This window comes from Paenibacillus sacheonensis (assembly GCF_009909195.1).
GTDB classification, from domain to species: domain Bacteria; phylum Bacillota; class Bacilli; order Paenibacillales; family Paenibacillaceae; genus Paenibacillus_Z; species Paenibacillus_Z sacheonensis.
The window spans coordinates 143,797-169,601 of the sequence record NZ_JAAAMU010000007.1 but is presented as its reverse complement, the minus strand read 5'-3'; the positions used below and the strand labels follow the sequence as shown (position 1 = coordinate 169,601).

At 55.6% G+C, this 25,805-nt stretch carries 21 protein-coding genes; 18 read left to right on the top strand and 3 right to left on the bottom strand.

The genetic code is table 11. The features are described from left to right. Nucleotides 1–11: 11 nt before the first annotated feature. From GT003_RS15680 to GT003_RS15670, 3 genes are all read left to right on the top strand, one after another. The gene (locus GT003_RS15680; RefSeq protein WP_161699386.1) at nt 12–1,517 is read left to right on the top strand and encodes a YhgE/Pip domain-containing protein; all 1,506 of its coding nucleotides are present in this window, start codon (nt 12–14) and stop codon (nt 1,515–1,517) included. 42 nt (nt 1,518–1,559) lie between these two features. Beyond that, on the top strand, nt 1,560–2,123 hold the full coding sequence (locus GT003_RS15675; RefSeq protein WP_161699385.1) for an NAD(P)H-dependent oxidoreductase: 564 nt from the start codon (nt 1,560–1,562) through the stop codon (nt 2,121–2,123). Between the two features lie 652 nt (nt 2,124–2,775). Continuing rightward, the gene (locus GT003_RS15670; protein WP_161699384.1) at nt 2,776–3,657 is read left to right on the top strand and encodes a phosphotransferase family protein; all 882 of its coding nucleotides are present in this window, start codon (nt 2,776–2,778) and stop codon (nt 3,655–3,657) included. Between the two features lie 269 nt (nt 3,658–3,926). Here GT003_RS15670 and GT003_RS15665 read toward each other — a convergent pair whose 3' ends face one another. Together GT003_RS15665 and GT003_RS15660 are read right to left on the bottom strand one after the other, a co-directional pair. Further along, nucleotides 3,927–4,820, bottom strand: coding sequence for a carbohydrate ABC transporter permease (locus GT003_RS15665; RefSeq protein ID WP_161699383.1), 894 nt, complete (start codon nt 4,818–4,820; stop codon nt 3,927–3,929). 15 nt (nt 4,821–4,835) lie between these two features. Beyond that, nucleotides 4,836–5,735, bottom strand: coding sequence for an ABC transporter permease (locus tag GT003_RS15660; RefSeq protein ID WP_420831455.1), 900 nt, complete (start codon nt 5,733–5,735; stop codon nt 4,836–4,838). 254 nt (nt 5,736–5,989) lie between these two features. Here GT003_RS15660 and GT003_RS15655 point away from each other — a divergent pair, with 254 nt between their 5' ends. The 6 genes from GT003_RS15655 to GT003_RS15630 all read left to right on the top strand — a co-directional run bounded on the left by GT003_RS15655 (nt 5,990) and on the right by GT003_RS15630 (nt 16,596). Then, nucleotides 5,990–7,555, top strand: coding sequence for a response regulator transcription factor (locus GT003_RS15655; RefSeq protein ID WP_161699381.1), 1,566 nt, complete (start codon nt 5,990–5,992; stop codon nt 7,553–7,555). Continuing rightward, on the top strand, nt 7,530–9,302 hold the full coding sequence (locus GT003_RS15650; protein WP_161699380.1) for a cache domain-containing sensor histidine kinase: 1,773 nt from the start codon (nt 7,530–7,532) through the stop codon (nt 9,300–9,302). The genes GT003_RS15655 and GT003_RS15650 overlap by 26 nt, the downstream gene beginning before the upstream one ends. Nucleotides 9,303–9,485: 183 nt before the next feature. Continuing rightward, nucleotides 9,486–11,162, top strand: a complete 1,677-nt coding sequence (locus GT003_RS15645; protein WP_161699379.1) for an extracellular solute-binding protein — start codon at nt 9,486–9,488, stop codon at nt 11,160–11,162. A gap of 159 nt (nt 11,163–11,321) precedes the next feature. After that, on the top strand, nt 11,322–14,396 hold the full coding sequence (locus GT003_RS15640) for a discoidin domain-containing protein (protein ID WP_161699377.1): 3,075 nt from the start codon (nt 11,322–11,324) through the stop codon (nt 14,394–14,396). Between the two features lie 342 nt (nt 14,397–14,738). Continuing rightward, nucleotides 14,739–15,260 carry a DinB family protein gene (locus tag GT003_RS15635; protein WP_161699375.1) on the top strand — a complete coding sequence of 174 codons (522 nt, stop codon included), beginning with the start codon at nt 14,739–14,741 and terminating at the stop codon, nt 15,258–15,260. A gap of 193 nt (nt 15,261–15,453) precedes the next feature. Further along, entirely contained in the window at nt 15,454–16,596 is a 1,143-nt protein-coding gene (locus tag GT003_RS15630) for a zinc-dependent alcohol dehydrogenase (RefSeq protein ID WP_161699373.1), read from the top strand. A gap of 416 nt (nt 16,597–17,012) precedes the next feature. Here the strand turns inward: GT003_RS15630 and GT003_RS15625 are convergent, their stop codons facing one another. Next, nucleotides 17,013–17,774 carry an SDR family oxidoreductase gene (locus tag GT003_RS15625; protein WP_161699371.1) on the bottom strand — a complete coding sequence of 254 codons (762 nt, stop codon included), beginning with the start codon at nt 17,772–17,774 and terminating at the stop codon, nt 17,013–17,015. Nucleotides 17,775–18,587: 813 nt separating this feature from the next. On the opposite strand from GT003_RS15625, the gene GT003_RS15620 reads away from it, so the two are divergent. The 9 genes from GT003_RS15620 (at nt 18,588) to GT003_RS15580 (ending at nt 25,608) form a co-directional block, all read left to right on the top strand. Next, nucleotides 18,588–21,179, top strand: a complete 2,592-nt coding sequence (locus GT003_RS15620) for an adenosylcobalamin-dependent ribonucleoside-diphosphate reductase (protein WP_161699369.1) — start codon at nt 18,588–18,590, stop codon at nt 21,177–21,179. Between the two features lie 136 nt (nt 21,180–21,315). Then, the gene (locus tag GT003_RS15615; protein ID WP_161699367.1) at nt 21,316–21,651 is read left to right on the top strand and encodes a DUF1801 domain-containing protein; all 336 of its coding nucleotides are present in this window, start codon (nt 21,316–21,318) and stop codon (nt 21,649–21,651) included. Nucleotides 21,652–21,694: 43 nt separating this feature from the next. After that, entirely contained in the window at nt 21,695–22,195 is a 501-nt protein-coding gene (locus GT003_RS15610; RefSeq protein WP_161699364.1) for an SRPBCC family protein, read from the top strand. A 468-nt stretch (nt 22,196–22,663) separates the two neighbouring features. Further along, on the top strand, nt 22,664–22,897 hold the full coding sequence (locus GT003_RS15605; RefSeq protein ID WP_161699362.1) for a hypothetical protein: 234 nt from the start codon (nt 22,664–22,666) through the stop codon (nt 22,895–22,897). 11 nt (nt 22,898–22,908) lie between these two features. Then, nucleotides 22,909–23,223, top strand: coding sequence for a spore coat protein (locus GT003_RS15600; RefSeq protein ID WP_161699360.1), 315 nt, complete (start codon nt 22,909–22,911; stop codon nt 23,221–23,223). A 41-nt stretch (nt 23,224–23,264) separates the two neighbouring features. Beyond that, nucleotides 23,265–23,393: a DUF4023 family protein gene (locus tag GT003_RS15595; protein ID WP_161699358.1), complete on the top strand. Its 129-nt coding sequence runs from the start codon at nt 23,265–23,267 to the stop codon at nt 23,391–23,393. A gap of 136 nt (nt 23,394–23,529) precedes the next feature. Next, on the top strand, nt 23,530–23,841 hold the full coding sequence (locus GT003_RS15590) for a WGxxGxxG family protein (protein WP_161699356.1): 312 nt from the start codon (nt 23,530–23,532) through the stop codon (nt 23,839–23,841). Nucleotides 23,842–24,214: 373 nt separating this feature from the next. After that, nucleotides 24,215–24,610, top strand: a complete 396-nt coding sequence (locus GT003_RS15585) for a (R)-mandelonitrile lyase (RefSeq protein WP_161699354.1) — start codon at nt 24,215–24,217, stop codon at nt 24,608–24,610. 239 nt (nt 24,611–24,849) lie between these two features. After that, the gene (locus GT003_RS15580; protein WP_161699352.1) at nt 24,850–25,608 is read left to right on the top strand and encodes a cyclase family protein; all 759 of its coding nucleotides are present in this window, start codon (nt 24,850–24,852) and stop codon (nt 25,606–25,608) included. The last annotated feature ends 197 nt before the right edge of the window (nt 25,609–25,805 follow it).

Below are 25,805 nucleotides of genomic sequence, written 5' to 3'. Positions count from 1 at the left end.
TCAATTTTTTTATGATTCATTTTTTTCGACAACGGCATCCTTATCTGACTGTCTTCCTTGTCTTTCTCGTTGTGCTGGTCTTCGGCCTGGCGCAGCTCGGTTCTAGCGTTAACCCGGTCCCGCGCGACCTGCCGGTGTTGATCGTGCAGGGCGATGCCGGGACAGCGACGCCGGCCGGCGACAAGAATTTCGGCCGCGAGCTATCGGAGCGTCTTCGTCATGCCAAGCTGCCTGGAGGAGAGGAACCGGTCCTGGTCTGGCGCGTCATCTCTTCCGAGGCTGAGGCCATCAAGGCGATGAACCGGGAAGAGGCGTATGCTGCGCTTGTCATTCCGGCGGATTTCTCGAAGAAGGTGTCGAGCCTGCTCTCGCCAGATCCGCAGTCGGCTTCCGCCGTCCTGTACGTGAACCAGGGCATGAACTATAACGGCGCTACGATGGCAAGCGGCATCGTGACCCAGATGCTCGGCGGCGCGAACGTGCAGCTTCGCGAACGGCTGTTGGCGCAAGCCGGGCCGGAGGGCATGTTGACGCCCGCGCAGACAAATGCGCTCGCCGAGCCGATCCAAGTATTGAACCGCAGCATCAATGCCATCGGCCCGAACAGCTCTAATGGCAACGCGCCGGTCGTGCTGACCCAGCTCGTCTGGTTCGCCGCGATGGGTTCGACGATGATGCTGTTCGTGGCAGCGAACCGGGCGACCGCGAGCGGGTTCCGCCTGCATCGTTTCGGCATCCGCTTATCCCAGATCCTCATGGGCATAGCCGCATCAGGCGCCGCCGCGCTCAGCATTCTTTGGATCGCCGGCCAATGGTTCGGCCTGCACATACCGGATTACGCCGGCATCGGCTGGTACTTATTTTTCGTCTGCATCGTGTTCTTCCTCGTCCAGACGACCGTCGTCAGCTGGCTGGGCTTCGCGGGCATGCCGCTATTCGTCCTGCTCTTCTTCTTCGCGGCACCGCTGCTCGCGCTGCCGCCGGAGCTGCTGCCGGCATTCAGTCACCGTTTCATTTACGACTGGCTGCCGCTCCGATTCGCGGCGGAAGGGCTTCGGGACCTGTTCTATTTCCGAGGATTGAATTTGAGCCGTCCGACGTGGACGCTGGCCGCGATTGGCGGCGTTGCGGTCGTCTTGACCCTATTATCGGTGTTGAAGCGGCATCGAATGGCCGATGACGAATCGGAGAATAAAGTCACGGATTCGGTGCTGGAACTGGTTATAGCGTCGGAAGCGAGCGAGCCGGCGGAGCAACCCGCGCTTGCGGAGGCAGCGGTTCACGCGGACCTGCCAATCAAGGATAATGAATTCCGCAATGCCGTTCGAGGGTTTTTAACCCCAGCTCCGCCCGCGAACGACGATGGGCATTTCACCGATAAAGAATACCGGAAGGTGCTGCTGAAGCTGAAAGAGGCCGCGAACGAGGAAGAGGAGCATGCTGAACGCATGTCCTCCGATAAAGCCTACCGGGATACGCTGAAGAAATTAACGGGACTCCATAAGGAACGCGAGTAAGGAAGCATTCCGAACAACCATCACAAGGGAGGAGATCAATCGATGAAAATCTACATTGTGTACGATAGCGAAGCGGGGCATACGGAACAACTGGCACGTTCCATAGCCAAAGGAGCCCAAAGCGTGGAGGGCGCCGAGGTGTTCATCAATCACGTCAATAAGGCGAACGTCAGGGATCTTGCCGATATGGATGCGATTATCTGGGGATGTCCCGGACACTTCGGCACGATCAGCTCCGGCTTAAAGCAATGGATCGATAAACTCGGGTATTTGTGGGCGAACGGGACGTTGGTGGATAAGATCGGCGCGGTATTCTGTACGACGGTCACCATTCATGGCGGTATCGAAGCGACCTTGCTTAACCTGATTACGCCGATGCTCCATCAAGGCATGATGGTCGTCGGCTTGCCGGCCAATATTCCGGAAAATGCGCTGTACGGCAGTTATTATGGCGTCGGTGTCACGTCTCCCGTCGAGGAAACGAACGATGAGTTGATCCAATCGCTGTTCAAGAATGGGCTTGGACTAGGGGAAGTGCTAGGAAAGCGCGTGGCCGATACTGCCAGCCTCGTTGCGGCAGGCAGGAAACTGCATGGGAATTCTTGAATAGGCAAAACAACCCGTAAGAACAAAGCGCGATGAAGCTAACGCCGCACGGCTTTCAGCGCAGGAGATCCATTGTAGTAGACTCATCCCGAGCAGACTCATTCACGCAGCAGACTCATCCATAAAACAGGGCCGCTTCGATACGAAGCGGCCCTCGGAATGTCGAGAATATCTAACGATTGTGCCAGGGGCTAATCTGCTCAAAATGACCATTTTAGAACGCTAACGATTGCCAGATTGCCAGGAGGCTTATTGCGAGATTTTCCCTTGCATAATCGCTCGTTTGCGCTCAATAACGTCTGTCACACCTGTTAGCGTTTATCGAGCCGTATTATTAGATGAATAGCAACGCTGACAACCGTTAGGAGTCAGTCTGCGGTCATGGAGCAAGAAGTTCCGTTTTACATGCGGGCTGCTTCCGCGAATCATACGGCAAGACAACCTGTCTTGAAGTACCATAGCTAGGTGGTAAGGATGATGACCTCTCGACCTGAACGGGGGAGGAAACCATGAAAATAACCCCTCGGGGAAGGGGTCTTGGTACGGGGTCAAGAATAGGATAGAGGCAAGATTTTGGGATCGGCTCGGTTGACGAGAAACGAATGGAAGGAACACGAGCCGCCCACGAGCCATCTAAAACCGGAGGTGCCCTATGAATGCGATTCGTACCGTGATAGAGAAGCTAAAATTGAACGTCTCGCATATAGAAGATGTTCCGGAGTCGTTCAGCTCGGACGTATACAAGCTTACGCTTGCCAGCGGAGACACCGTTTTCGTGAAAATTCCATTTAACAAGGACAAACTGTTCCGTGAATCTCGGATGCTGGAAACATTAAAGGGTCTCCTGCCTGTTCCCGAGGTATTGGATATCTGGTACGGGGATGAACGTACCACCGGAGCACTGCTTCTCTCGGCGATTCAAGGTATGCCTTGCGCGGGAGTCATGGATGAGCAGCTCCCTTATCATATCGGCGTGGTTCTCGCTATGCTCCATGAGGTAAAAGCTCCTGGCTATGGTTACCATGTAACGGATGGTTATAAATTGCTGGATCCAAATGATTGGAGACGCTATATCAAAAGTAATTTCGAAAAGTGGAAAGAGCCATGCAAAGACATGCTCGACTCGAAGCTGTATGACAGGTGCATCCTTCACTTTGATGAAGTTTTCTCCGCTTTACCGGATCCCGATGGACCCTGCATCGTTCACATGGATTTTAGACCAGGCAACATATTGGTGAATGGCAGCGAGGTGGCAGGCATTATTGATTTCGAGAGTGCCCGCGGCGGATCGTCGGAAATCGATTTCACGAAGGTCAATCGGTATATTTGGGAAGTCAACCCGAGAACAAAGAAACCGTTCATTGAAGGTTATCAATCGATTCGGCCTATGTTGCCGTTGGAAAGCATACTGCCGTTGTATGATATTTACGATGCGTTCAGCGCAATTGTTTGGTGTAAAAACAGAGGAATCGAAAAAAATCGGACCTTCCTTCAGGAAAACATTCTAACGTTAAGGAACTCGGTGGGCTATTGAGCGCAGGGGTTTAATTGTATAGGGCGGTCAACCCACAACGGAGGAGATTGTTCGGCTTGCCGACAGTCAAGCTTTCTGGCGGGATGCCATACCCGCCGTCAGGGTTGGAATCAACCCGCTGAATTTGGATCCGTGAAGGCAACGAATGACGACCTGCCCATACAACAGCGGCCGGCCAAGACGTTTATCGCGTCTTGGCCGGCCGGCCAAGACGTTTATCGCGTCTTGGCCGGCCGCTGTTGTTTCGTTTGGTTCAGTCTGAAACCCTGCTAGCTCTTGATCGCGCCCATCATGATGCCTTTCACGAAGAAGCGCTGGATGAACGGATAGACCAGGATGATCGGCAGCGTCGATACCATGGTGACCGCCATGCGAATGCTCTCGCCGGACACCGGGATGCGCTTCGACGATTTGGCCAGCGCCTCCGCCTCGGACACCATGGCGCCCGTCTGGTACTGGTTCAGAATTTTCACGAGCACGGCCTGAAGCGTCTTCAGCTCCGGCTTGTACGTGTAGATGTACGAGTCGTACCAGGCGTTCCAATGCCCGATGCCGATGAACAGCGCGATGGTCGCGAGCACCGGCACGCAGAGCGGAAGCACGATGCTGCCGAAGATCTGCAAGTCGTTGGCCCCGTCGATCTTGGCCGATTCCTCGAGCTCCGGGGGCAATTGTTCGATGTACGTCCGCACGAGGATCATCAAGAAGACGCCGATCAAGCCCGGGAATACGAATACCCAGAAGGAGTCGATCAGATGAAGCGATTTGATTATCATGTACGTCGGAATCAAGCCGCCGCCGAAATACATCGTGAAGATGAAGAACAAGGTGAAGAACCGCCAGGCGATCAACTCGCGCTTGCTTAGCGAGAAGGCCATCATGCAGATGGCGAACACGGAGAGCGGCGTGCCGACGACCGTCCGCAGGACGGTGATTTTCACGGAGCTGATCAGCTCCGAATTGCGCAGGATCGAGCGGTAGCTCTCGAGCGTGAACTCGCGGGGCCACAGATAAAGTCCGCCCCGAACGGAGTCCGTGGCATCGTTCAGCGAGACGATGAGAATGTTCCAGAACGGATAGAAGGTGACGGCGAAGACGAGAAACAAGAACGCGTACATCGCCGCATCGAACGTTTTATCTGATATCGTGCTTTTTCCGAGCATGCTGCACCTGCTTCCTTAGAATAGCGATTGGTTGTTGAATCTCTTGGAGGCGGAATTGACGATCACGATAATGATGAACGCGACGACGGAATTGAACAGGCCGACGGCCGACGCGTAGGAGAACATGGAGTTTTGCAGGCCGTATCGGAACGAATAGGTCGAGAGCACGTCGGAATAATCCATGTTCAGGCCGTTGCTGAGCAGGAAATGCTGATCGAATCCGGCATTCAGGACGCCGCCAAGCGACAATATCAGCAGGATGACGATCGTCGGCTTCAGATGCGGCAGCGTGACGTAGAGAATCTGCTTGAAGCGCCCGGCGCCGTCGACCTTGGCGGCTTCGTACAGATCGAGGTTGATCGACGAGATCGCCGCCAGATAGATGATCGAGCTGTAACCCATTTCTTTCCACGTATTGCCGAAGGCGACGATCCACCAGAAGTATTTGCCCTCTTGCAGGAAGAAAACGCTGTCCTTGGTCAGATGCAGCCATTTCAGCACGTCGTTCACGATGCCGTCCGAGGAGAGCACGGTGACGATGATGTTCGCGGCGATGACCCAGGAGATGAAGTGCGGCAGGTAGGAGACGGTCTGCACCGTTTTCTTGAACGCGGCGCCTTTGATTTCGTTGACGGCGATCGCGATCATGATCGGGATCGGGAAGGACACGATCAGGGTCAGCAGCGTCGAGGCCAGCGTGTTGCGCATGATGATGAAGAAGTCGCCGTTGCTGAAGAAATAGTCGAACCACTTCAGGCCGACGAACTCGCCGTGAAACATATTGGTCCAGAAGCTGCCGAGCTTCGGCTGGTAATTGATAAAGGCCATGTAGAGTCCGGCCATCGGCAGATAGGCGAACAGGACCGCCCAGATTATCGCGGGAAGCAGCATCAGGAGAAGATATCGCTGCTCCATGAGCCGGTGCTTGAATTTTCTTTTGGCCGCCTTTTCCTTGGCGCGAATCGTCGTCACAGCCGTTTCCATGGGGTGCACCTCTCTCGTTCATAATGGGAAAAGTATACGGGCTCGCGATTTGCGCCAGCAATACAACATTGTGCAGAATCATGCGGGAAAACGTCTTACATGCCGTAATGAGGCTTTTCGGGCTTCTTCGCGGATCGGGACAGATAGTATAATAGGTCTGGACGTTATAGGGGGAGGCTGCGGGAATGCTGGCGATCTATCTTGTGGAGGACGAAATCATCGAACTGAACCTAATGATGAACCATATCGATTGGGCGGGAATGGGGCTTAGAGTCGTCGGGTCGGCCAAGAACGGCAAGAAAGCCTGGGAGCAAATCCAAACGCTGCAGCCGGATATCGTGCTGTCGGACGTGCGCATGCCGTTCATGGACGGACTCCAGTTGGCCGCGCTTATCCAAGCGCGCTTCGATGGGATCAAGGTCGTGTTCCTGAGCGGGCACGACGAGTTTACATACGTCAAATCCGCGCTGGATTCGGGCGCGGTCGGCTACCTGCTTAAGCCGATCGATCGACGCGAGCTGTCGGTCATTATGGACAAGGCGAAAGCGGAAGTGGAGAAAGCGAAGCTGCTGCGGCGTTCCAAAGAGGTGCTGATCGAGAATCTTCTGGCGGTCCTGTTCGTCGGAGCCGACGGCGGAAGCCGAGAGCAAGCCTGGCGCGAATTGGTCGATCGCTATCCCGAATATGAAGACAGGAAATTTGTAACCGCTTTATTCAGCGCGGACGGCTATTCGAATCTGCATGCCGTTAACGAAACGAACGGACGGGAGCTGTATCGAACGGCTGAGCTGCTCCAAGAACTGTTGGACATCCGCGGAATGGAAGGGATGGTCGTCGGACTGAACGAGCACGAATGGCTGCTCGCGCTCCCCGCGGCCGCCGGATCGAATGCCGCAGGCTTGTGGGAGGAGGCGCAGCAAGCCATTCAGGCTTCGCTGGGCTGGACGGTGACGGTCGGCGTCTGCGATCGGGAAGGCACGCTGCGCGAGGGCAGCTCGCTGTTCGCGAAAGCCAGGCAAGCGGCCAACGAGCGATTCTTCGCCGGGCCGGGGACCGTGGTGCTGGATTCCAGGCTGCATCCGAGGCTTGACCTCGGCTTCGGCAGCCTAGACGAAGCGTCGCAGCCCGGCAAGCTCGACCTGTCGGACCGGGAACGGTCCATCGGGGTCGTCAGCCGGTTCTTCGATCTTGCGCGCAATCTCCGAACCACGAAGTCGCGCGTGCTTCTCGGAGCGAAGGAGCTGCTCGCCGCGATCGCTTCCGAGCGGGCCAAATACGAGAATTCCTCCGGAGCGGCTGCCGACGCCGAAGAGCCTGCCGAATGGACGCGTGCAATTGAACGGGCGGAGACCCTTGATGAGGTCAGGGAATACATGCTGGAGCTGACCGGCATGATCTGCTCGCAGCTCGAAGACCGGCAGCAGGACCGCCACCTGCAGCTGGTGCAGCAGGTGACGGACATCATCGACCGCGAATATCACGTCGCTCTCACGATCGACTATTTGGCGGGGAAAGTCTATCTGTCGCCCAATTACCTGCGCGTGCTGTTCAAAGAGAAGAAGGGCTGCACCGTCCATGAGTATCTGACCAGGATTCGGCTGAACAAGTCGCTGGAGCTGCTCCGCGACAAATCGCTCAAGATCCACGACGTCGCAAGCCGGGTCGGCTATGACAACACGTCCTACTTCTGCTCGTTCTTCTACAAAACGCAAGGAGTCACGCCGAATGAATATCGCAAAAAGTTTCTATAAACCGCTGCGGCTGCTCTATGCGAACCTTGTCAATAAGCGATTCAGAAGCAAGCTGTTCCTCGTCTTCCTCTTGGTCACGATCGTCCCGGTCTCGGTCCTCGTCTCGTATTCGTACCATGCGATCAAGGACCAACTCGTCCGGCAGGCCGTCGAGAACGTCGGCAGCACGATGGACCAGATCAACAACAACATCGAGAACAAGCTGAGCCTGTATGCCCAGCTCTCGACGTTGATCTATCTGGATACGGAGCTCCGCAATTATTTGCTTAACCAATATAAGAAGAACGACGTGTACGTGCTCGACGCGTTCGACTATATCAACAAGTCGCTGTACAAAATCATGGCGATGAACCCGAACATGAAGGCGCTCACGATCTATTCCGACAACGAATCGCTGAATTCGGACGGCTTCTTCATCAAGCATACGGCGGATTTGCCGCAGACCCTGCGCGATCGGTCGTTCCAAGCCGAAGGACAGCTGACGAGCTTCTACGTAACCGATCCCGCCACGAACGAGAAAGTCATCCTGCTGGCGCGCTCGTTGAATTATCTCAGCTTGAACTACCCGTACGGCATCCTGGCGATGGAAATCTCGGAATGGGAGCTGTATTCCCTGATCGAGAAGGAGAACAAGAACAAGACGATCTACGTCGCGGACGAGAAGGGCGACATCATCACGTCGAGCACGAAGCAGGCGGCTTTCCGGAACATCTCCGATATCGTGCCGGGCGCGGCGAAGGCCGGAGCGCTGAAAGACGGGGACGTCGTCTACGGCAGCATCCGAGGCGAGCGTTCGATCTTCGTGCAGAAATCGCTGCCTAACGGCTGGAAGACGGTCGTCGTTCTTCCCTACGATGCCTTGATCGACCAAGCGTCCGCCGCCTCGCGGAAAATGCTCTACATCTCGCTTGCCTGCCTCGCGGTCGCGGTCGTCCTGATCTACTGGACGAGCCAGCTGATGACGAAGCGCTTCGAATCGCTGCTGCAGCAGATCCGCAAGGTCGAGCGGGGCAACTTCGACGTGCGTCTTCCGAAGATGGGGACGGACGAGGTCGGGCAGCTGTCGTTCGCGCTGAATAAGATGGCGGTCACGATCCAAGAGCTGATCAACGACGTGTACAAGAAGGAGATCGCGCAGAAGGAAGCGGAGATGGACAGCCTGCAAGCGCAGATCTCGCCCCATTTCCTGTACAATACGCTGGCTTCGATCTCCGCGCTGGCCATCGCGAACGACACGCGGCAGAGCCATCTGATGGCGGACGACTTGGCGCGGTTCTACCGCATATCGCTAAGCAAGGGGAAGAAGAGCATCCCGATCGAACAGGAGATCCGCCTGACCGAGCATTATCTCGCGATCCAGCAAGTCCGCTTCGAGGGACTGTTCAACGTCCGTTTCGCGCTGGACGAGTCGCTGCTGCATTACACGACGCCGAAGCTGATTCTGCAGCCGTTCATCGAGAACTGCATCAACCATGCCATGTGGGACGAGGAAGGCGGCATCGGCATCGTCATCAAGCTCATGGCGGACGGCGGCGACCTCGTGCTGGCGGTCGTCGACGACGGGATGGGCATTCCGCGGGCGGTCATGGAAAGGATGCTCGAGGCGCCGGATGCGTCGGTGGGGTACGGCATCTACAACGTGCATAAGCGCATACAGCTCGCGTTCGGCGATCGGTACGGGGTGCGCGTGCACAGCAGGCTCGGCATCGGGACGTCGGTCCATATCCGCATGCCGATGACGCGGTGAAGCGGGGGATGAAAGACGTTTTCCGGTACGTTTGCATGCAAAGTGGTATAGAAACGCGGCGATGCGGGTGTCTACAATAAATTCAGGCGGCAGCGATGGGCCCCGCGGAACCGGCCGGTCCGTTCGGATATGAAATCGCTGTCACGACAGTGCTCGCCAATACGTTAAGGGGGAAAGACACGCATGTGGAAAAAGAAGCAGTTTCGATTCACGCTTGCCGTGACGTTAATGGCCACGATGCTCGCGGGCTGCGGCGGCAACGACAAACCGGCGGCGAACGATGGAGCGGCGAATGAGCCGGCTTCCGGGAACGCGGCCAATAGTGCAGCCAATCATGCAGCCGACGACGAGGGGACGTCCGACGCGTCCAAGCCGGTCAGCTTCACGTTCTTCGACGCGAATGTCGGCGATACGTTCGATAACCCGGTCGCGCAGGAAATCACCAAGAAGACGAACGTGTCGCTGGAAATCCAGCAGCCGACGGGCAATCCGTCCGAGAAACTGAACCTGATGCTCGCGAGCAACGATCTGCCGGATATCATGGACATCGGCAGGGGCGACATTCTCGAGAAATACATCGCCGCCGGCGCGCTCGTGCCGCTTAACGATCTGATCGACCAATACGGCCCGCATATCAAGGAAATGTACGGCGACATGCTCAAGAAGACGAGAAGCGCGGACGGCAACAACTATTACCTGGCCAATTGGTACGGGCTCGAGCAATATCCGGTATTCGGTTTTCTAATGCGGATGGACGTCATGAAGGAACTCGGCGTCGGCGAGAAGACGAACAACGGCGAGCCGTTCAGCTCCGACGAATTCGTCGAGTTGCTGAAGAAGTACAAGGAGAAGTACCCGGTGTCGGACGGCAAGCCGACGGTGCCGATGACCTTCAACGGCGAGAACATGGGCGCGATCACCGGCTCGTTCAAGGGCATGTTCGGGATCATGCCGTATTACCAAGTCGATGGCAAGCTGCAGACGGACGTGAAGGACCCGCGTTACCTGGACATGATCAAATTCATGAACTCGCTGTTCACGCAAGGCCTGATCGACCCGGAATGGGCGACCAACAAGACGCAGCAGTACGAACAGAAGCTGGCGAGCGGCAGCTACTTCTCGACGGCCGATGCCTTCTGGAACCTGGGCAAGCCGAACACGGTCCTGAAGGATGCAGCCAAGGATGCGGCCAAGAAAGACGAGGCCCAGTTCTATCCGTATAAGGTGCTGGCTCCTGGCGTCGATCCGTCGAAAGCGACGTACGGACCGAAGAGTTCCCTCGGCTGGGACGGCATCGGCATCTCGAAGAGCAACAAGGACCCGGTCCGCGCCATTCAATTCCTGGATTACCTGGCCAGCGAAGAAGGCCAGTACCTCATGATGTGGGGCATCGAAGGCAAGGACTGGGACATGAAGGACGGCAAGCACGTGCCGCGTCAGGAGACGCTGGATGGCTTCGCGAAGGACTGGGACGGCTATTCCAAGCAGACGGGTATTCGCAAATGGACGTGGACGATCAAGAACGGTCCGGGCTCCGACGGCACGCCGTACGATCTGATCGGCCGCTATCAGACGGATCCGGTATCCGCGCTCGCGATCAAGAACCTGGCGGACACCTCGTTCGACACGGCGCCGTTCGATAATTTGGGCCCGAGCGGAGGCACGCCGGAAGCGATCATCCAGCAGAAGGTGAACGAGACGACCTCCAAATACTTCCCGCGTATGGTCATGGCCGCTTCGCAGGACGAAGCCGTCGCCACGTACGAGAAGATGCTAAAGGAGCTGGAAACGGCCGGCGTATCGAAGCTGGAGGCCATCTACACCGACAATTACAACAAACGGATGGAATTGTGGAAATAAATTCGCCGGCTGGTTGCAAGCTGCAAGGTACGGGGGCGCTTGCTTGCGCCTCCGCCTGCATGCCGCTGTTTCGTGCCCGGGCATGGAAGTGGCCCGTCATCAGCTACGGCGGAATGAACCAGCGAGGATGATCGAAACCCTATGCTAAGGAGGCGGCAAATGCGCAAATCCGTATGGACGCGGCTTATCGTTGTTATGGTGACCATCGTGCTGGGAGGGACCTTAATACCGCAAGTGAATCACGCGAAGGCCAAGCTGAGCGTCGAACAGAAGAACGGCAAGGTGGAGGCTGCGAACGGCTGTTATACGATTACGTACGATCTAGCGAAAGGCCTCGGCAGCTTCGTATGGGGCGGGCGAACGATCGTGCAGGACTTCGGCTCGGACATCAAATTCGCCGGGGACGACGCGCGCTACCGGTCCTCCGATCCGGCGAAGCGGACGGCGGAATGGAGCAAGCTGCCCCGCGACGGTTATGGCAGCGACGGCGTGAAGCTGTCGATCCGCAGCGTGCTTGACTCCGGACCGACTCTGACCTTGAACTTATACTTGTATCCCGATAAAGCCTATTTCTTATCCGATATGAACGTTGCGAATCCGGCAGGCAAGGCGGTCGAGATCGTTGAGCCTGTCGCCGCTTCCAACCTGGATATCGGAGCCGGCGCGGACAAGCGTATCCTGACCACGCCGTACACGAACAACTTCGACTTCGGCGTGGCGCCGGTGAACGATTTCGGCAGCAGCCAGAACGGCGCGGACCGCTATGAGGGCGAGCAGCTGAAATGGGAGCCGTTCAACGGCATCAGCCACTGGGTGTCCGCGATGTTCGACAATGCCGGGAAGCAGGGCTTCGTCGCCGGCGCCGCGACCGTGAAGAACTGGAAGAGCAGTCAGAAGCTCGGCCAGGCGGCGCAGGCGAACGGACCGCTGACCGCATTCGGCGTCTATAACTGGGGAGGCTCGCAGAGCGGGCCGACGATCGCCTCGGACCGTTTCTTCTTCGGATTCTACGACGATTATCAAGCCGGGCTGGAGGAATACGGCAAGGTGTACAATATCGGCGAGCCGCATCTGGAGTGGAAGGGCGACGTGCCGATGGGCTACAACACGTACTACTCGCATTACGGCTACGCAACCGCGGAAGCGATGTACGCGATGGTCGACTACGTGGCGGAGAACCTGAAGCCGCTCGGTTACGAATATTTCAACCAAGACGGCGGATTCTGGCCGGATACGAGCCTGCCGTTCGACGAGGGCATGCAAACCTTCGCCGATTATGTCCATAGCAAAGGTTTGAAGGTCGGCGGCTATCAGACGCCGTTTACGATCTACGACTCGTGGCTGGACGAGGCGATTCCGGGTACGGACGCCACGTACCGGGATATCTGCCTCAAGGACGAGAACGGCAAGCCGGTCCGGACGTATCTGGGCACGTACGCGATGGATATTTCGAACCCGGCGGCGCAGACGGCGATTCGGACCGCGATCAAGAAATACGTGGATTGGGGCTTTGATTACCTCAAGCTGGACTTTATCGATATGGGCATGTACGAAGGACGGCATTACGATCCGTCGGTCAACGGCGTGCAAGCGTACCGGATCGGCATGGGCATTATTCGCGATACGGTACTGGCGGCGGGCCGGCCGATCTATATCAACGAATCGATCGCGCCGCTCCTTCCCGCGGCATTTGCCCATGGCAGGCGGGCGGCTTGCGATACCTCGCTCGGCGTGAACGGGTACGCCGGCATCGAGCGTCAGGCCTTCAATGACCTGGCCTCCTGGTGGACGAACGGCACGCTGTACGATTACAACGATCCCGATATGATCATGCCGGAGAACTTTGCCCAAGGCTTCTGGTACAAATACAGCCAGAGCGAGGGCAAGCTGCTGGCGACGACCGTCGCGATGGGCGGCGGGCATTGGCTGATCGGCGACAACGTTCCGTTCCTGTCCGAGGACCGGATGAGCCTTCTGCAGAACGAGGAACTGCTCGATATCGCCGCGAACGGCCGGGCGGCCAAGCCCGTCGCCATGACGAGCTTCTATCACAAAGGCGAGCATGCGCCGTCGGTCGCGTATAAGGCGGGCGACCGAGGCGAGACGTACGTCAGCCTGTCCAACTGGGATGCCAAGAACGAAGCGACGATCAGCGTCAAGCTGACCGACCTCGGCCTGAACGGCAGCGCGAATTACGCCTTGACGGAAGTCTATTCCGGCCGCGGACTCGGCAAGGCGAAGGGGCAGTTCGCGTATACGCTCCCGCCGAGCGGCACGGCGATCATCAAGGTGACCAACGGCGGTTCCGGCAACGGCGGCGATGCGCCGGCGAATCTGGCGCTCGGCAAGCCGGTTAACGTATCCTCCGTATGGGCCGATCCCGGCTACGAAGGCGCGAAGCTGACGGACGGCGAGTTGAGTACGAGATGGAGCGCTGCCGATAAGCACCAGAACGACGAATGGGCGGAGATCGATTTCGGGAAGCCGACGACGGTCAATCAGGTGGTCGTGAAGGAATACAAGGGCGATTATTTCCAAATCGCCAATTACGCGCTGCAGTATTGGGACGGCGAGCGTTATGCCGACATTACGAAGGGCTTCACGGTGGGCGATAACAAGACGATCGATTTCAATGCGGTCACGACGTCCAAGATCAGACTGCTTATGAAAACCAACTATTTCATTCCGTCGATCAAGGAAATCGAAGCGTACAACGTCAATGGAGGCGGCGGCCCGCGTATCGTGCAGGACGACAGCAGCGCGGAGTATGGGAACTACTCCGATATCCGAGCCGGCGTACAGCGGATGCAGGTGTTCAAGCTGACGAAGAGCGATCTGCCGAAGCTCGACGTCTACATCTACGAGAGCTACGTGAACGCGGTGCCGGCGGATGCGTATTATTTCGACATCGTCACGCTGGACGAAAACGACGATCCGCAGGACAAGATCTTCTCCGCTTCGCTCCCGGCGTACAATATTCCGGGCAGCGTGAGTCCGTATTCGATCTATCCACGGCTGAAAAACCTGGATACGACGAAGAACTACGGCTTAATCCTCAAATCGCCAAAATCGGCGGACACGGGATCGACGGACAATAATTACGGCTTCGCTTACAGCGACAGCGATCCGTACGCGGACGGTTACGAGAAGCTGTCGCTCGACGGCGGCAAGACGTGGACGGCCGAGAACGGCGGGAAGCGGGATCTGATCTTCACGGTGTATTCAAACGGCTAAGCAGCAGGACCTTAAGGACGGAAGACGGCGGGCGAGCTCCCGCCGTCTTTTGCTGTTCGCATTTTCGAGGGGAAGGGGACGCGCTTCGGTTGATTGCGCTGCCGGACATCCGTTATAGACTGTGCCGGGCGATAAGCCGGCTGGGAGGATCATGGAGCGATTAGTGGAATGGTAAGGATAAGGAAACGATTGGAAGTTATGGCATTCGAATTCAACACGATAAGCCCATTCGGCAAATCATCATTGCATACACGTAGTTTGGATTCCGTTCACGTTGAGGAAAGAAGTCAGTCTGAAAACGTGAATATCGATAAGCACAATACCATGATGGAGGCGATGGCGATGAATTTTGATCTGGAAGAAGCAATCGAGGTGCTGGAGCGTACCCCGCGTACGCTGGAGGCGCTGCTGTCAGGGCTGTCGGCAGGCTGGCTGCGAAGCAACGAAGGCGAGGGCACGTGGAATGCCGTCGAGGTCGTCGACCATCTCATCGAGAGCGAACGGACGAACTGGGTGCCGCGGCTAGCATTCCTGCTGCAGGAGGGCGAGAGCAAGTCGTTCCCGCCATTTGATAGGTTCGCCCATCTAGGCCAATCTGAGCAGCCACTGGCGCGGAAGCTGGAGGAATTCCAGGCGGTGCGAACGGAGAATCTCGCCAAGCTGAGGACGCTGGTCGATCCCGAACGGGATTTGGAACGGACGGGCAGGCATCCTTCGTTCGGCATCGTTCGCGCGCGCGAGCTGCTGTCCACCTGGGTCGTTCACGACATGACGCATATCGCCCAGATCGTGAGGGTCATGGCCGAACGGTACCGTACGGACGTCGGTCCATGGACGGCGTTTCTCGGCATTTTGAAGAAATAGTCACGGTTAGCATCGAATCGGCTGCAAGTTCGAATGGCGGTCGCGGGATTGCAAGCATTTAATTTCATTTAATTTCATTCGACGCCGCGAATATTCTCGGCCCCACATAGCTACCGCGAATGTACGCCCCTTAAAGACTACCCGCCGTGATTTAGGGGAATGCTTCTGACATTAATCGCATAGGGGTGGTTCAATGAAGGCTCTAACCTACCAGGGAATGAAAAAAGTGAAAGTAAAAGAAGTAGAGGATGCCAAGTTGAAAAACGCAGACGATGTTCTCGTGCGCATCACGACGACCGCTATCTGCGGTTCGGATTTGCATCTCTATAACGGGGAAATTCCCAATATGCCGGATGATTTCATTATCGGTCACGAACCGATGGGCATCGTGGAAGAGGTGGGGAAAGATGTGACGCGCGTCAAGAAAGGCGACCGCGTTATCGTTCCGTTCAACGTTGCCTGCGGAAAATGCTGGTATTGCAGCCATCAACTCGAAAGCCAATGCGACAATTCGAACGAATTCCTTCATGGCGACACGGGCGGCTATCTCGGATATTCCGACACGTTCGGCGGATACGCCGGCGGACAAGCGGAGCTCCTGCACGTGCCCTACGGCAATTTCATGCCGTTCAAGGTTCCCGAAGATGCGGAGATGGAAGACGAGAAGCTTTTATTTCTATCCGATATCTTGCCGACCGCCTACTGGAGCGTCGAAAACGCCGGCGTCAAGCAGGGTGATACGGTCATTATTCTCGGCTGCGGGCCGGTCGGGCTCCTCGCCCAAAAGTTCGCCTGGCTCAAAGGCGCAAAGCGGGTAATCGCCGTCGATCATGTGGATTATCGGCTGGAGCATGCCCGCAAGACCAACAATGTCGAAGCGTTCGACTTCAAAACAACGGATAATCTGCTCGGCCACCTGCAGGAACTGACGGGAGGCGGAGCGGACGTCGTGATCGACGCGGTTGGACTGGATGCCGAAAAAACGATTCTAGAGAAAGTGGAGACGCTGCTAAAGCTGCAAGGAGGCGGGCTCGGTGCGTTTCGGATGGCGTGCAAGCTGGTCCGTAAAGGCGGAACCATTCAAGTAACCGGCGTATACGGCATGAATTACAACGCGTTTCCGTTCGGCGATTTATTTGCGCGCAACATTACCGTAAAATTGGGACAAGCGCCGGTGATCCATTACATGCCCGAGCTGTATCGCCAAATCAAAGAGGGCGTGTTCGATCCGACCGACATCATCAGCCACCGGATCAGCTTGGACGAGGCCGAGCGCGGATATCGGATTTTCAACGATAAAGAAGAAGGGGCCATGAAAATTATATTGAAACCGTAAGTCTTGTCCGGGCTTCGGAGCGGAGGTACCGGAAGTCGAGGGCGGCAGAGGCTTATCCTTCATATCGTTGAGAATAACAGGAGACTAATGCAGCCGATCGTATTTCGAACAGATGCCTTTAAAGTTTGCATATGCAGAATCCCTGACCGGGCATAATACCATAGGGGTGAATGACCATGAAATGCGTCTACTGTGAAAACATCCAACAAATAAAAGGGAATCAGCATAAATGTTACATTTGTTCCATCATTAAGCGAAAGCGATAAGGTGTGTCGGGAATAGCCTTACAGCGACCGGAATGCATCTGAATCAAGCGCATCGTACAAAGCGGCCGTCTACATACTCTCTTGTAGACGGCCGTTTATTTTTAAACTCCAAGAAAATAGGTAAAGCCTTGAAGTGCTGCGTCACCGCCGTCAGTTCTTACGGCCGTTCAGTTCATCTTGCAGCCACTGCCGAAAGCGGATACGGCCGCGATAATCCGGCTGGTGCGAGATTAGCGCTCCGGCGCTAAGCGACCGGCTGACCCGGCGCGGCAGGGGGACCGGCAGCAGGAGCGCGCGCTTGCCGGCGATCGACCGCCATGCGCGGATCCATTGGCCGGCATCGATAATTTCAGGGCCGGCGATCTCGATTCGTCTGCGGGCCGGCGTAGATTCGACGACGTCGGCAATCGCTGCCGCGACATCGGCGCATGCGACGGTCTGCAACGGAATTTTCCCGATTGGCAATGGAAGCATCCGCCACCGTCCGGCTTGTTTCAGCAGCCCGGATACAAACTCGTGGAATTGCGTGGAACGGACGATGCTCCACGGGACCGGCCCGCCTTCGACGATGCGCTCCTGCTCCGCTTTCACGCGATAATAACCGAACGGCACCAGCTCGCATCCGACGATGGATACGCCGACATGATGGCGAACGCCAGCCTCGGCCTCGGCGGCTAGCAGCCGTCTCGATCCTTCCACCAACACCTTCGACGAATTCGTCGTGGCGTTGCTGGCATCGACGACGGCATCGCAGCCAGCCAGCGCGGCAGGAAGCCCTTCGCCCGTCGTCAAGTCGATTCGATGCTTGGTTGAGCTGCGGCTGAGCGATCGCGTCTCATGGCCGCGTCGGCGAAGTTCCGCAACGACATGCCTTCCAAGCGTTCCGTTTCCTCCGACAATGGCTATAATCATCGTTTATCCCCCTCAGTAATGGCAATCGCTTCGTATATTTAATATCATTAAGAAAGTGAAACAATAGAAAGGGCATCCGGCTCGCGAATGTCGGATTAGCTGTCGAATCAGCTAGGGAACATGCCCGCTGAGAAAGCCTAGTGATTTCGACAGTTAATGGCATTAAGCACTTCATCCATGTTTGAAATAACCCCCGGCGGAGACGCTGGCAAGCATGAATGGTATGCCGGACATGCTTATAACGACAATGCCCTGCTACTTGTGACAGCGTAGACTCATAAATGTTTCAGTCATTCGAATAGGTAAATGAACGAAAGGACCCCGCATACCGGATGAAGCGGCAGCGAGGCCGTTTTCCCATGGGGAACACGGTTTTCTACCAGTGAACTGTGTTCGTCTACCTTCTATGGTAAGTCGTCACGGACACCGTGCCGGTCGCGCCGACCGCATGCCAGAGGCCGCACAAGGCGGTTCGGATTGTTTGATATGCGTGCTATAAGAGGAGCGGAAGACATCGGGGTGTGCGGATAAAGGACTGCGGCCAATCGCTCAATATGGAGCTTGCCGCTGATGCCGCATCGTGAAAACGATATCGGTCTTAACCGTGAAAATGGAGTAAATTTAGCCAAAGGACAAGCAATCGTTCGAGAATAGGCGATGTAAGCGGAGAATAGCGATGAAATGGGTGGATTTTGGCGTGTAAACCTATATGTGGTATAGTATAATCATAAATACACACAATATATAGTTACAGAGATGCTGGCAATCGGTGTGCTTGCGAGAAATGGATACAGGAGAGGATGGACCAATCGGATGGCAATGACGCGGAAATTGGAAGGTCTTAGCGAGAAAATATTTTTGGACCGCTATGCGTGGAAGAATGCGGATACGAGCAATACGGCAGTCGGAGACGTCGTTCTGGTCCTGACGAAGGACGATCCGAAATTCCCGGCCAAAGAGGTCGGCGAAGTGATCGGACGGAACGGTAACGAAGTGACCGTGAGGTTAAGAAGCGGGGATACAGTGACATCGAGCGTAGAGAAGCTCACGCTTACGATAGAGAAGACGCCGGAGGAAATGTGGGACCGTCTCGCCAATGCGATGGCAGGCGCGGAGAAGGACGAAGCGGACAAGGAGACTTGGACAGAGCGATTCCGTTACATTCTGGACGACTGGAAGCTTGTGCCGGGCGGACGGATTGCCGCAGGCGCGGGGGCGAGCGACGAATTGACGCTGTTCAACTGCTACGTCATTCCATCGCCCAAGGACAGCCGCGGCGGCATTATGGCGACTTTATCCGAGATGACGGAGATCATGGCCCGCGGAGGCGGCGTAGGGATTAACCTGTCCTCGCTGCGTCCTCGCCGCGCTATCGTGGCAGGGGTCAACGGATCTTCGAGCGGAGCAGTGTCCTGGGGAGGGCTGTTCAGCTATACGACCGGCTTGATCGAACAGGGAGGCAGCCGCAGAGGCGCGCTTATGCTCATGATCAATGACTGGCACCCGGATGTTCTCGACTTCATCACGGTGAAGCAGACCATGGGCCAAGTGACCAATGCGAATCTGTCGGTTTGCGTCAGCAACGGCTTCATGAAAGCCGTGAAGGAAGATTTGGAGTGGGAGCTAGTGTTCCCCGATACGAAGGATCCCGAATACGACGAGCTGTGGACGGGCGATCTTGACGCTTGGAAGAAGCTCGGCAAACGCGTCGTGCCCTACAAAACCGTTCGCGCGCGCGAAGTTTGGCATACGATCATCGAATCCGCATGGAAATCGGCAGAGCCCGGCGTCGTCTTCATGGAATACTATAATCAGATGTCGAACAGCTGGTATTTCAACCCGATCATCTGTACGAATCCATGCGGCGAGCAAGGTCTTCCGGGATGGGGCGTCTGCAACCTGTCGGCTATTAACTTGTCCAAGTTCTATGACGAAGACAACCATGACGTGGATTGGGAAGAACTGGCGAAAGTAACCCGATGGTCGGTGCGTTTCCTCGACAACGTCATCGATACGACGCCTTATCACTTTGAAGAGAACGAGAGGAACCAGAAGCTGGAGCGCCGCGTCGGCCTGGGCACGATGGGTCTGGCCGAATTGATGATCAAGCTGCGCATCCGTTACGGCAGCCCGGAATCGCTTCAGTTTCTCGATAAAATATATGGCTTTATGGCACGCGAAGCTTATCTGGCTTCCTCGGATATCGCCGCGGAGAAAGGCTCGTTCGAGGCATTCGATGCGGAGAAATTCCTGCAAAGCGGCTTTATGAAGAACATGATCTCGGAATTCCCCGAAGTCGGCGAAGCGGTTCTGGCCAAAGGCATCCGTAACGTTACCGTCATTACGCAGGCGCCTACGGGCAGCACAGGGACGATGGTAGGCACTTCGACGGGGATCGAGCCTTATTTCGCCTTCGAATACTTCCGCCAAAGCCGCCTGGGTTACGACAAGCAGCTGGTCCCGATCGCGCAAGCCTGGAAGGATGCGCATCCGGGCGAAGAGCTGCCGGATTACTTCGTAACGGCCATGGATTTGTCGGCGAAGGATCATATCCGGGCGCAAGCGGCGATCCAGCGCTGGGTAGACAGCTCGATCTCGAAGACGGCGAACTGTCCAAGCGACTTTACCGTCGACGAAACCAAAGAGCTGTACGAGCTTGCCTTCGACCTGGGCTGCAAAGGCGTAACGATCTATCGCGACGGCAGCCGGGACGTGCAAGTATTGTCGACGAAGAAGGAAGACAAGTCCGATTCGGCTGCCGATGAAGCGGCTGCAACGGCGGAAACGGAACAAGCGGAGGCGAAGCTGGAGACGCTTAACGCCGCGCTGAACGTCAACGTAACGCCGCAGGCGGAGCAGGCGTTCGACAAGCAGTACAAGCGCCGTCCGCAGGTTCTCCGGGGAGCAACCTACAAGGTGAATACGCCATTCGGCATGGCTTATATTACCATCAATGATCTAAACGGCATTCCGGGCGAAATATTCTTGAATGTAGGCAAAGCGGGCTCTGACGTCTTCGCGATGGCGGAAGCGCTGGGCCGCGTATGCTCCTTGTTCCTCCGTTACGGCGACCACGGCAACAAGGTGAAGCTCCTGATCAAGCATCTGAAAGGCATTGGCGGCTCAGGCGCGATCGGGTTTGGCTCGAATCGCGTAGAATCGATCGCCGATGCGGTAGCGAAAGCGCTGGAGATTCATATCGAGAGCACCAACGAGCAGGCGGCTGCATATGAGCCGGTGCAGACGGCTCCATCCATGAATGCCCCATCGCCAATCGCCGATCATTCGCATAAGCATGGCGAGGTCACCTCGCGTGACCTCTGTCCATCCTGCGGATCTGCCTCGCTGCTGAATGTCGAAGGATGCAAGCAGTGCAGCAATTGCGGTTATAGCAAGTGTAATTAATCCTTAAGCGATCTTCGAGCAGGCGGTTAAACCCGTTTTCTCGAAAGATCGCTTTTTATATTCCTTGACGGGAATATTCTCCGAATGGTATATTCAGTCGGAAGGAATGAATTTCCAAAAGGAGGTAAAAAATGGCGTGAATCAAGAAGTCACGGCTTTTATCGAGAAGCTGCCGGAATGGCAGGGCGGGATCAGTTCGACCCTGCGGGACATGATTCTGGAGACGATTCCGGAAGCCGAAGAACGCATTCAGTACAAGAAACCGCATTTTCTGAAAAACGGACATTATGCCGCGGTTATTTCGCCTTCGAAGGATGCGATCGCGTTCATGATCATGAATGCCGGCGGCATCGAATTTCCGAAGGGATTCGAAGGACCTGCCGAACGAAAGTGGATCAAATTGCGGGAAGGCGATACGCCGGATCTCGTCCTGCTGTCCGGGCTTCTGCAGCAAGCTTCCAATACGCTCTAATCGATCGGTATCGTTCATTACCACATCCGAAGGAGGAACGCTGATGAACGCCCGACAAGGACTTTTATTGAAACGCGAGTTCAATGCCCCGCGAGAGCTCGTATTTAAGGTATGGACGGATCCGGCGCATTTTGGCAGCTGGTGGGGTCCCAAGGGTTTCTCGCTTGAAGTGGCGAAGATGGACGTCCGTCCGGGAGGTATGTTCCTGGGCTGCCAGAAGTCGCCGGACGGGCAGCATGCCATGTGGGGCAAATTCGTTTACAGGGAAGTCCAGGCGCCGGAGAAGTTGGTATGGGTGCAGTCCTTTTCCGATGAAGAAGGCAATACGGTCCGCGCCCCGTTCAATCCGAACTGGCCGCTGGAGATCTTGAATATGCTTACGCTTGAAGACAACGAGGGAAAGACGCTATTGACACTGCAGGGCGGACCGCTCAATGCCTCTGCCGAAGAGCAGGACGCATTCGACGCGATGGCACCGATGGTTGCGCAAGGGTTCGAAGGCACGTTCGAGGAGCTTGCCAATTACCTGGCTAATCGACAGTAGAGGAGACCGGTTGGCCAATTGCCGTATCATCTACAATGTTGAAAGGTGATCGCTGCAATCTACCCGAGAACGCAGACGTTCTCGCAGAAATTCAAGCATTTTTGAATGGCGGCATTTTCGCGGAATTCAGTTTCGGGCTAAAATTGCGCAAATAGAAGTGAAGCGGATCGTCCGGCTTCACTTCTTTTTGTTTTCCATTTCGTGACGTCTTCTGGAGAAACAGAAGCGAGGTTGAGAACGACATCCGCCTTTTCCGACACTTTCTCTGCCACGTCATCTTGGTTGTAATCAATGACTTCAAATCGGCTTGGACGAAGCGGAGCACGGTTATCGCAATAACAATAAAGAGAAGCCGCGACGAACATTATTTTAAAACCTTAGTCTTCCAAGTTCTTGCACATGGGATAAAAATCCTTGCGATGAAGGAAGCTAATAATCGCTGCACAGCTAACAGAAGGGAGCATGATCATGAACCAATCCGCAGATGCAATGACGGCAAAGGAATTGGAGTATATTGCCGATTCCATGTCGAACGAGGATTTGCTGCTTAAGCAATGCGCGGTCGCGTCGGCAACCGTTCAAAACCCGCAAATAAAAGCGACCGTAAACCAGTTGATGAACAAACATACCCAGCATTATCAGACGCTGCTGGCGATGATGGAACAGCACAGAGCCATGGCGCCGACGCAGCCCCAACAATAAGGGAGGATCTTATGAATAGTCAGCTTAACTTGCCGGAAGAAGATATCGCGAATACGATTTTGGCGGATTTAAAACGGGTTACGAGGGAATACGCGACGGCCGCCACCGAATCCGTCTGTCCGCAAATTCGGCAAATGTTTACGAACTTGCTGAATGAAACCCTCGCCATGCAAGGGGATCTCTATACGACGTTGAAACAAGCCAATTTGTATAATGCTTCCTCGCCCGTGCTGCAGCAAGAAATAGACAAACAGGTTGCCCAGTATAAGCAAACGCAGCAAAAAACATCTCAATTCGCGCAACAAAGCGCCGTTCAAGTTCAATAAGTCCAGCATTCAGCGCAACTTACGATACGGGGGGATCCGGTATGGAATCCACGAACGAATTCGTGAAGAAGTTCAACGAGACCCAGGCAAAACAACGCAAGAACCACGAGAGCGGCAAGGGTAAACCGTCGAAGAGCCTGCAAAACGTGCAGCACACGAATAACCCTTAAATTCGCAAAACGGCCGTCTACGCTAACAATCGTAGGTGGTCGTTTTTATTGCGGCTTGCGTTGGACGGCACGCATAATTCATGTCCTTAAAGGGAAATTATAAGCTGAACCACAAATCAGCGAGGAGTTGGCACCCATGAGAAAAGTGAGATATCTAATGGCATTTACACTGGTAAGTTGCTTTACATGCCTGTTAGGCGCCGGAATTATTAGCGCTGCGGGGATGAATCATGCGAACACCGTGAACACGCCTTCTACGCAAAGCAACCAGTCGTATGATCGTTCGATGAATACGTACAATGCGACTTCTACGACCGGTGGAAATTATCGGACAAATGCCGTCAACGATGACAATGATTTCGACTGGGGTTGGTTAGGCTTGTTAGGATTAATCGGCCTAGCGGGCATGAGAAGCCGCAGCCATGACCGTAATCCCGAGCGTTCGTAACGGAACATAAATGCTAGACCTTTACCAGGAGCGTCCATCGCGGTCGCTCTTTTTTCATGCCTACTATGAAACGTGATACCTGTTAAACGCTTCCAGCTATTATGCGTCCGATCGGCTTCGCCATGGTGTGCGGCTGGGTTACGGCTTATCGTCCCTTGTCCGCATTACTTTCGACAACACCAACGAATAACAATATTACTCGACAAATTCGGAACTTATGTTAATAACGTAACAAATTGCGTCGGTTTAACCATTGTCTTCAAAGGTTAACTGTACAATAATTAACATGCGTTCATTAAACCATATAAGTTAATTAGTCAGCCGATCCAGTGGCCATTCGTGTTACTCGCAGCACTAACGGAGGGAATAGAATATGGAAATCAGAAAAAACGGAACCCAGCCTTCAGGCAAAGGACCAGCGGAATACTTTACCGGTACCGTTCGCATCGATCCCCTGTTCGAAGCAGCCGATCCTGCGCGCGTGGCCGGAGCCAGCGTTACGTTCGAACCGGGGGCGCGAACGGCATGGCATACCCACCCGCTGGGGCAGACGCTAATCGTAACGGCAGGAAGCGGAAGCGTACAGCGCTGGGGAGGGCAAATCGAAGCCGTTCACCCCGGTGACGTGATCTGGTTTCCGCCGGGCGAGAAGCATTGGCACGGTGCTTCGCCGACAACGGGGATGACCCATATCGCGATTCAAGAACGGATTGATGGCAAGGCGGTCGATTGGCTGGAGCATGTTAGCGACGACCAATACCAGGCCTAATAAGCTTTCGGTTAAGAGGCACGCCATTATTGGCGTGCTTCTTTGACGTTAGCTTGGGCGGCGGAACTGAAAATCCGGCAAACGTTCGACGATGCGGCTGACGGGGAGGGAGGCGTTATCGATAACCCAATATGGCTCATTCTGCTTGACGGATTCGTTAGGTTTCCGGAAAATAGTGCTATACGCTGGAACGCGCGGGCGAACGGTCCGCGCGAGTTTGGCGGGAAAGAGGTATCCCTATGAGATTCATCGATTTAAGCGTCGCTATCAGCCCGCGGATTCGCGAGCCTTTGCCTGCGAAGATCGAATACGCGAGTCACGAAGACGGGGCGAGGCAGGCCGCTGCCGTGCTGGGGCTTCAACCGGACGATTTTCCGGAAGGCAAAGCATGGGCGACGGAGACCGTGACGCTGAACACCCATGCCGGGACGCATATCGATGCGCCGTGGCATTACTGGCCAACCTCGGAAGGCAAGCCTGCCCGCACGATCGACGAAATGCCGCTGGAGTGGTTCTACGGCGACGGCGTCCTGCTGGACTTCAGCGCGAAGCCTCCGGGATATGAGATTACGACCGAGGATCTGAAGGCGGAGCTCGCCCGGATCGGCTATACGTTGAAGCCCTTCGACATCGTCCTCGTCCGAAGCGACGCGGACAAGCGCCTATTCCATGAGCACTATGCGTTCTTGCACGCTGGCGTATCGGCTGCCGCTACCGAATGGCTGCTGGACCAGGGCATTAAGGTGGTCGGCACGGACGGTTGGGGCTGGGACATTCCGCTCAACCTGCAGGCCGAAGCGTACCGCAAAGCGCCGAGAGAAGGCGTCTTGTGGGCGGCCCATTACGTCGGCAAGGACCGAGAGTACTGCCAGATCGAGAAACTCGCCAATCTGGACCAAATTCCGAAGCCGTTCGGGTTCAAAGTTTGCTGTTTCCCGATCAAGGTGGAAAAAGGCAGCGCCGGCTGGTCAAGACCCGTGGCGATCGTCGAAGACTAACCTGTCTGGCAGTCGCTGCTGCGCTGCATCGGAAACAGCCCCATCGGCCTGCTCGTAGAACGACATACGATTGAACCGCTGGACTCCCATAAAGCTGTCGGCCTACAAAATGCCGGCAGCTTTATTGCGTTCAAACTAGAAAGGCATGGCGGTCCGGCCCAATTCCTTGTCATTGACTATGCCGGCGGGAAGCAGTA

Excerpts from the sequence above, each read along its gene's own strand:
- GT003_RS15600 (WP_161699360.1), top strand. The coding sequence starts at position 22,909 with ATGAATAGTCAGCTTAACTTGCCGGAAGAAGATATCGCGAATACGATT.
- GT003_RS15655 (WP_161699381.1), top strand. The coding sequence starts at position 5,990 with ATGCTGGCGATCTATCTTGTGGAGGACGAAATCATCGAACTGAACCTA.
- GT003_RS15675 (WP_161699385.1), top strand. The coding sequence starts at position 1,560 with ATGAAAATCTACATTGTGTACGATAGCGAAGCGGGGCATACGGAACAA.
- GT003_RS15635 (WP_161699375.1), top strand. The coding sequence starts at position 14,739 with ATGAATTTTGATCTGGAAGAAGCAATCGAGGTGCTGGAGCGTACCCCG.
- GT003_RS15665 (WP_161699383.1), bottom strand. The coding sequence starts at position 4,820 with ATGCTCGGAAAAAGCACGATATCAGATAAAACGTTCGATGCGGCGATG.
- GT003_RS15645 (WP_161699379.1), top strand. The coding sequence starts at position 9,486 with ATGTGGAAAAAGAAGCAGTTTCGATTCACGCTTGCCGTGACGTTAATG.
- GT003_RS15630 (WP_161699373.1), top strand. The coding sequence starts at position 15,454 with ATGAAGGCTCTAACCTACCAGGGAATGAAAAAAGTGAAAGTAAAAGAA.
- GT003_RS15670 (WP_161699384.1), top strand. The coding sequence starts at position 2,776 with ATGAATGCGATTCGTACCGTGATAGAGAAGCTAAAATTGAACGTCTCG.
- GT003_RS15595 (WP_161699358.1), top strand. The coding sequence starts at position 23,265 with ATGGAATCCACGAACGAATTCGTGAAGAAGTTCAACGAGACCCAGGCA.
- GT003_RS15650 (WP_161699380.1), top strand. The coding sequence starts at position 7,530 with ATGAATATCGCAAAAAGTTTCTATAAACCGCTGCGGCTGCTCTATGCG.
- GT003_RS15605 (WP_161699362.1), top strand. The coding sequence starts at position 22,664 with ATGAACCAATCCGCAGATGCAATGACGGCAAAGGAATTGGAGTATATT.
- GT003_RS15660 (WP_420831455.1), bottom strand. The coding sequence starts at position 5,735 with ATGGAGCAGCGATATCTTCTCCTGATGCTGCTTCCCGCGATAATCTGG.
- GT003_RS15625 (WP_161699371.1), bottom strand. The coding sequence starts at position 17,774 with ATGATTATAGCCATTGTCGGAGGAAACGGAACGCTTGGAAGGCATGTC.
- GT003_RS15620 (WP_161699369.1), top strand. The coding sequence starts at position 18,588 with ATGGCAATGACGCGGAAATTGGAAGGTCTTAGCGAGAAAATATTTTTG.
- GT003_RS15585 (WP_161699354.1), top strand. The coding sequence starts at position 24,215 with ATGGAAATCAGAAAAAACGGAACCCAGCCTTCAGGCAAAGGACCAGCG.
- GT003_RS15580 (WP_161699352.1), top strand. The coding sequence starts at position 24,850 with ATGAGATTCATCGATTTAAGCGTCGCTATCAGCCCGCGGATTCGCGAG.
- GT003_RS15610 (WP_161699364.1), top strand. The coding sequence starts at position 21,695 with ATGAACGCCCGACAAGGACTTTTATTGAAACGCGAGTTCAATGCCCCG.
- GT003_RS15590 (WP_161699356.1), top strand. The coding sequence starts at position 23,530 with ATGAGAAAAGTGAGATATCTAATGGCATTTACACTGGTAAGTTGCTTT.
- GT003_RS15640 (WP_161699377.1), top strand. The coding sequence starts at position 11,322 with ATGCGCAAATCCGTATGGACGCGGCTTATCGTTGTTATGGTGACCATC.
- GT003_RS15680 (WP_161699386.1), top strand. The coding sequence starts at position 12 with ATGATTCATTTTTTTCGACAACGGCATCCTTATCTGACTGTCTTCCTT.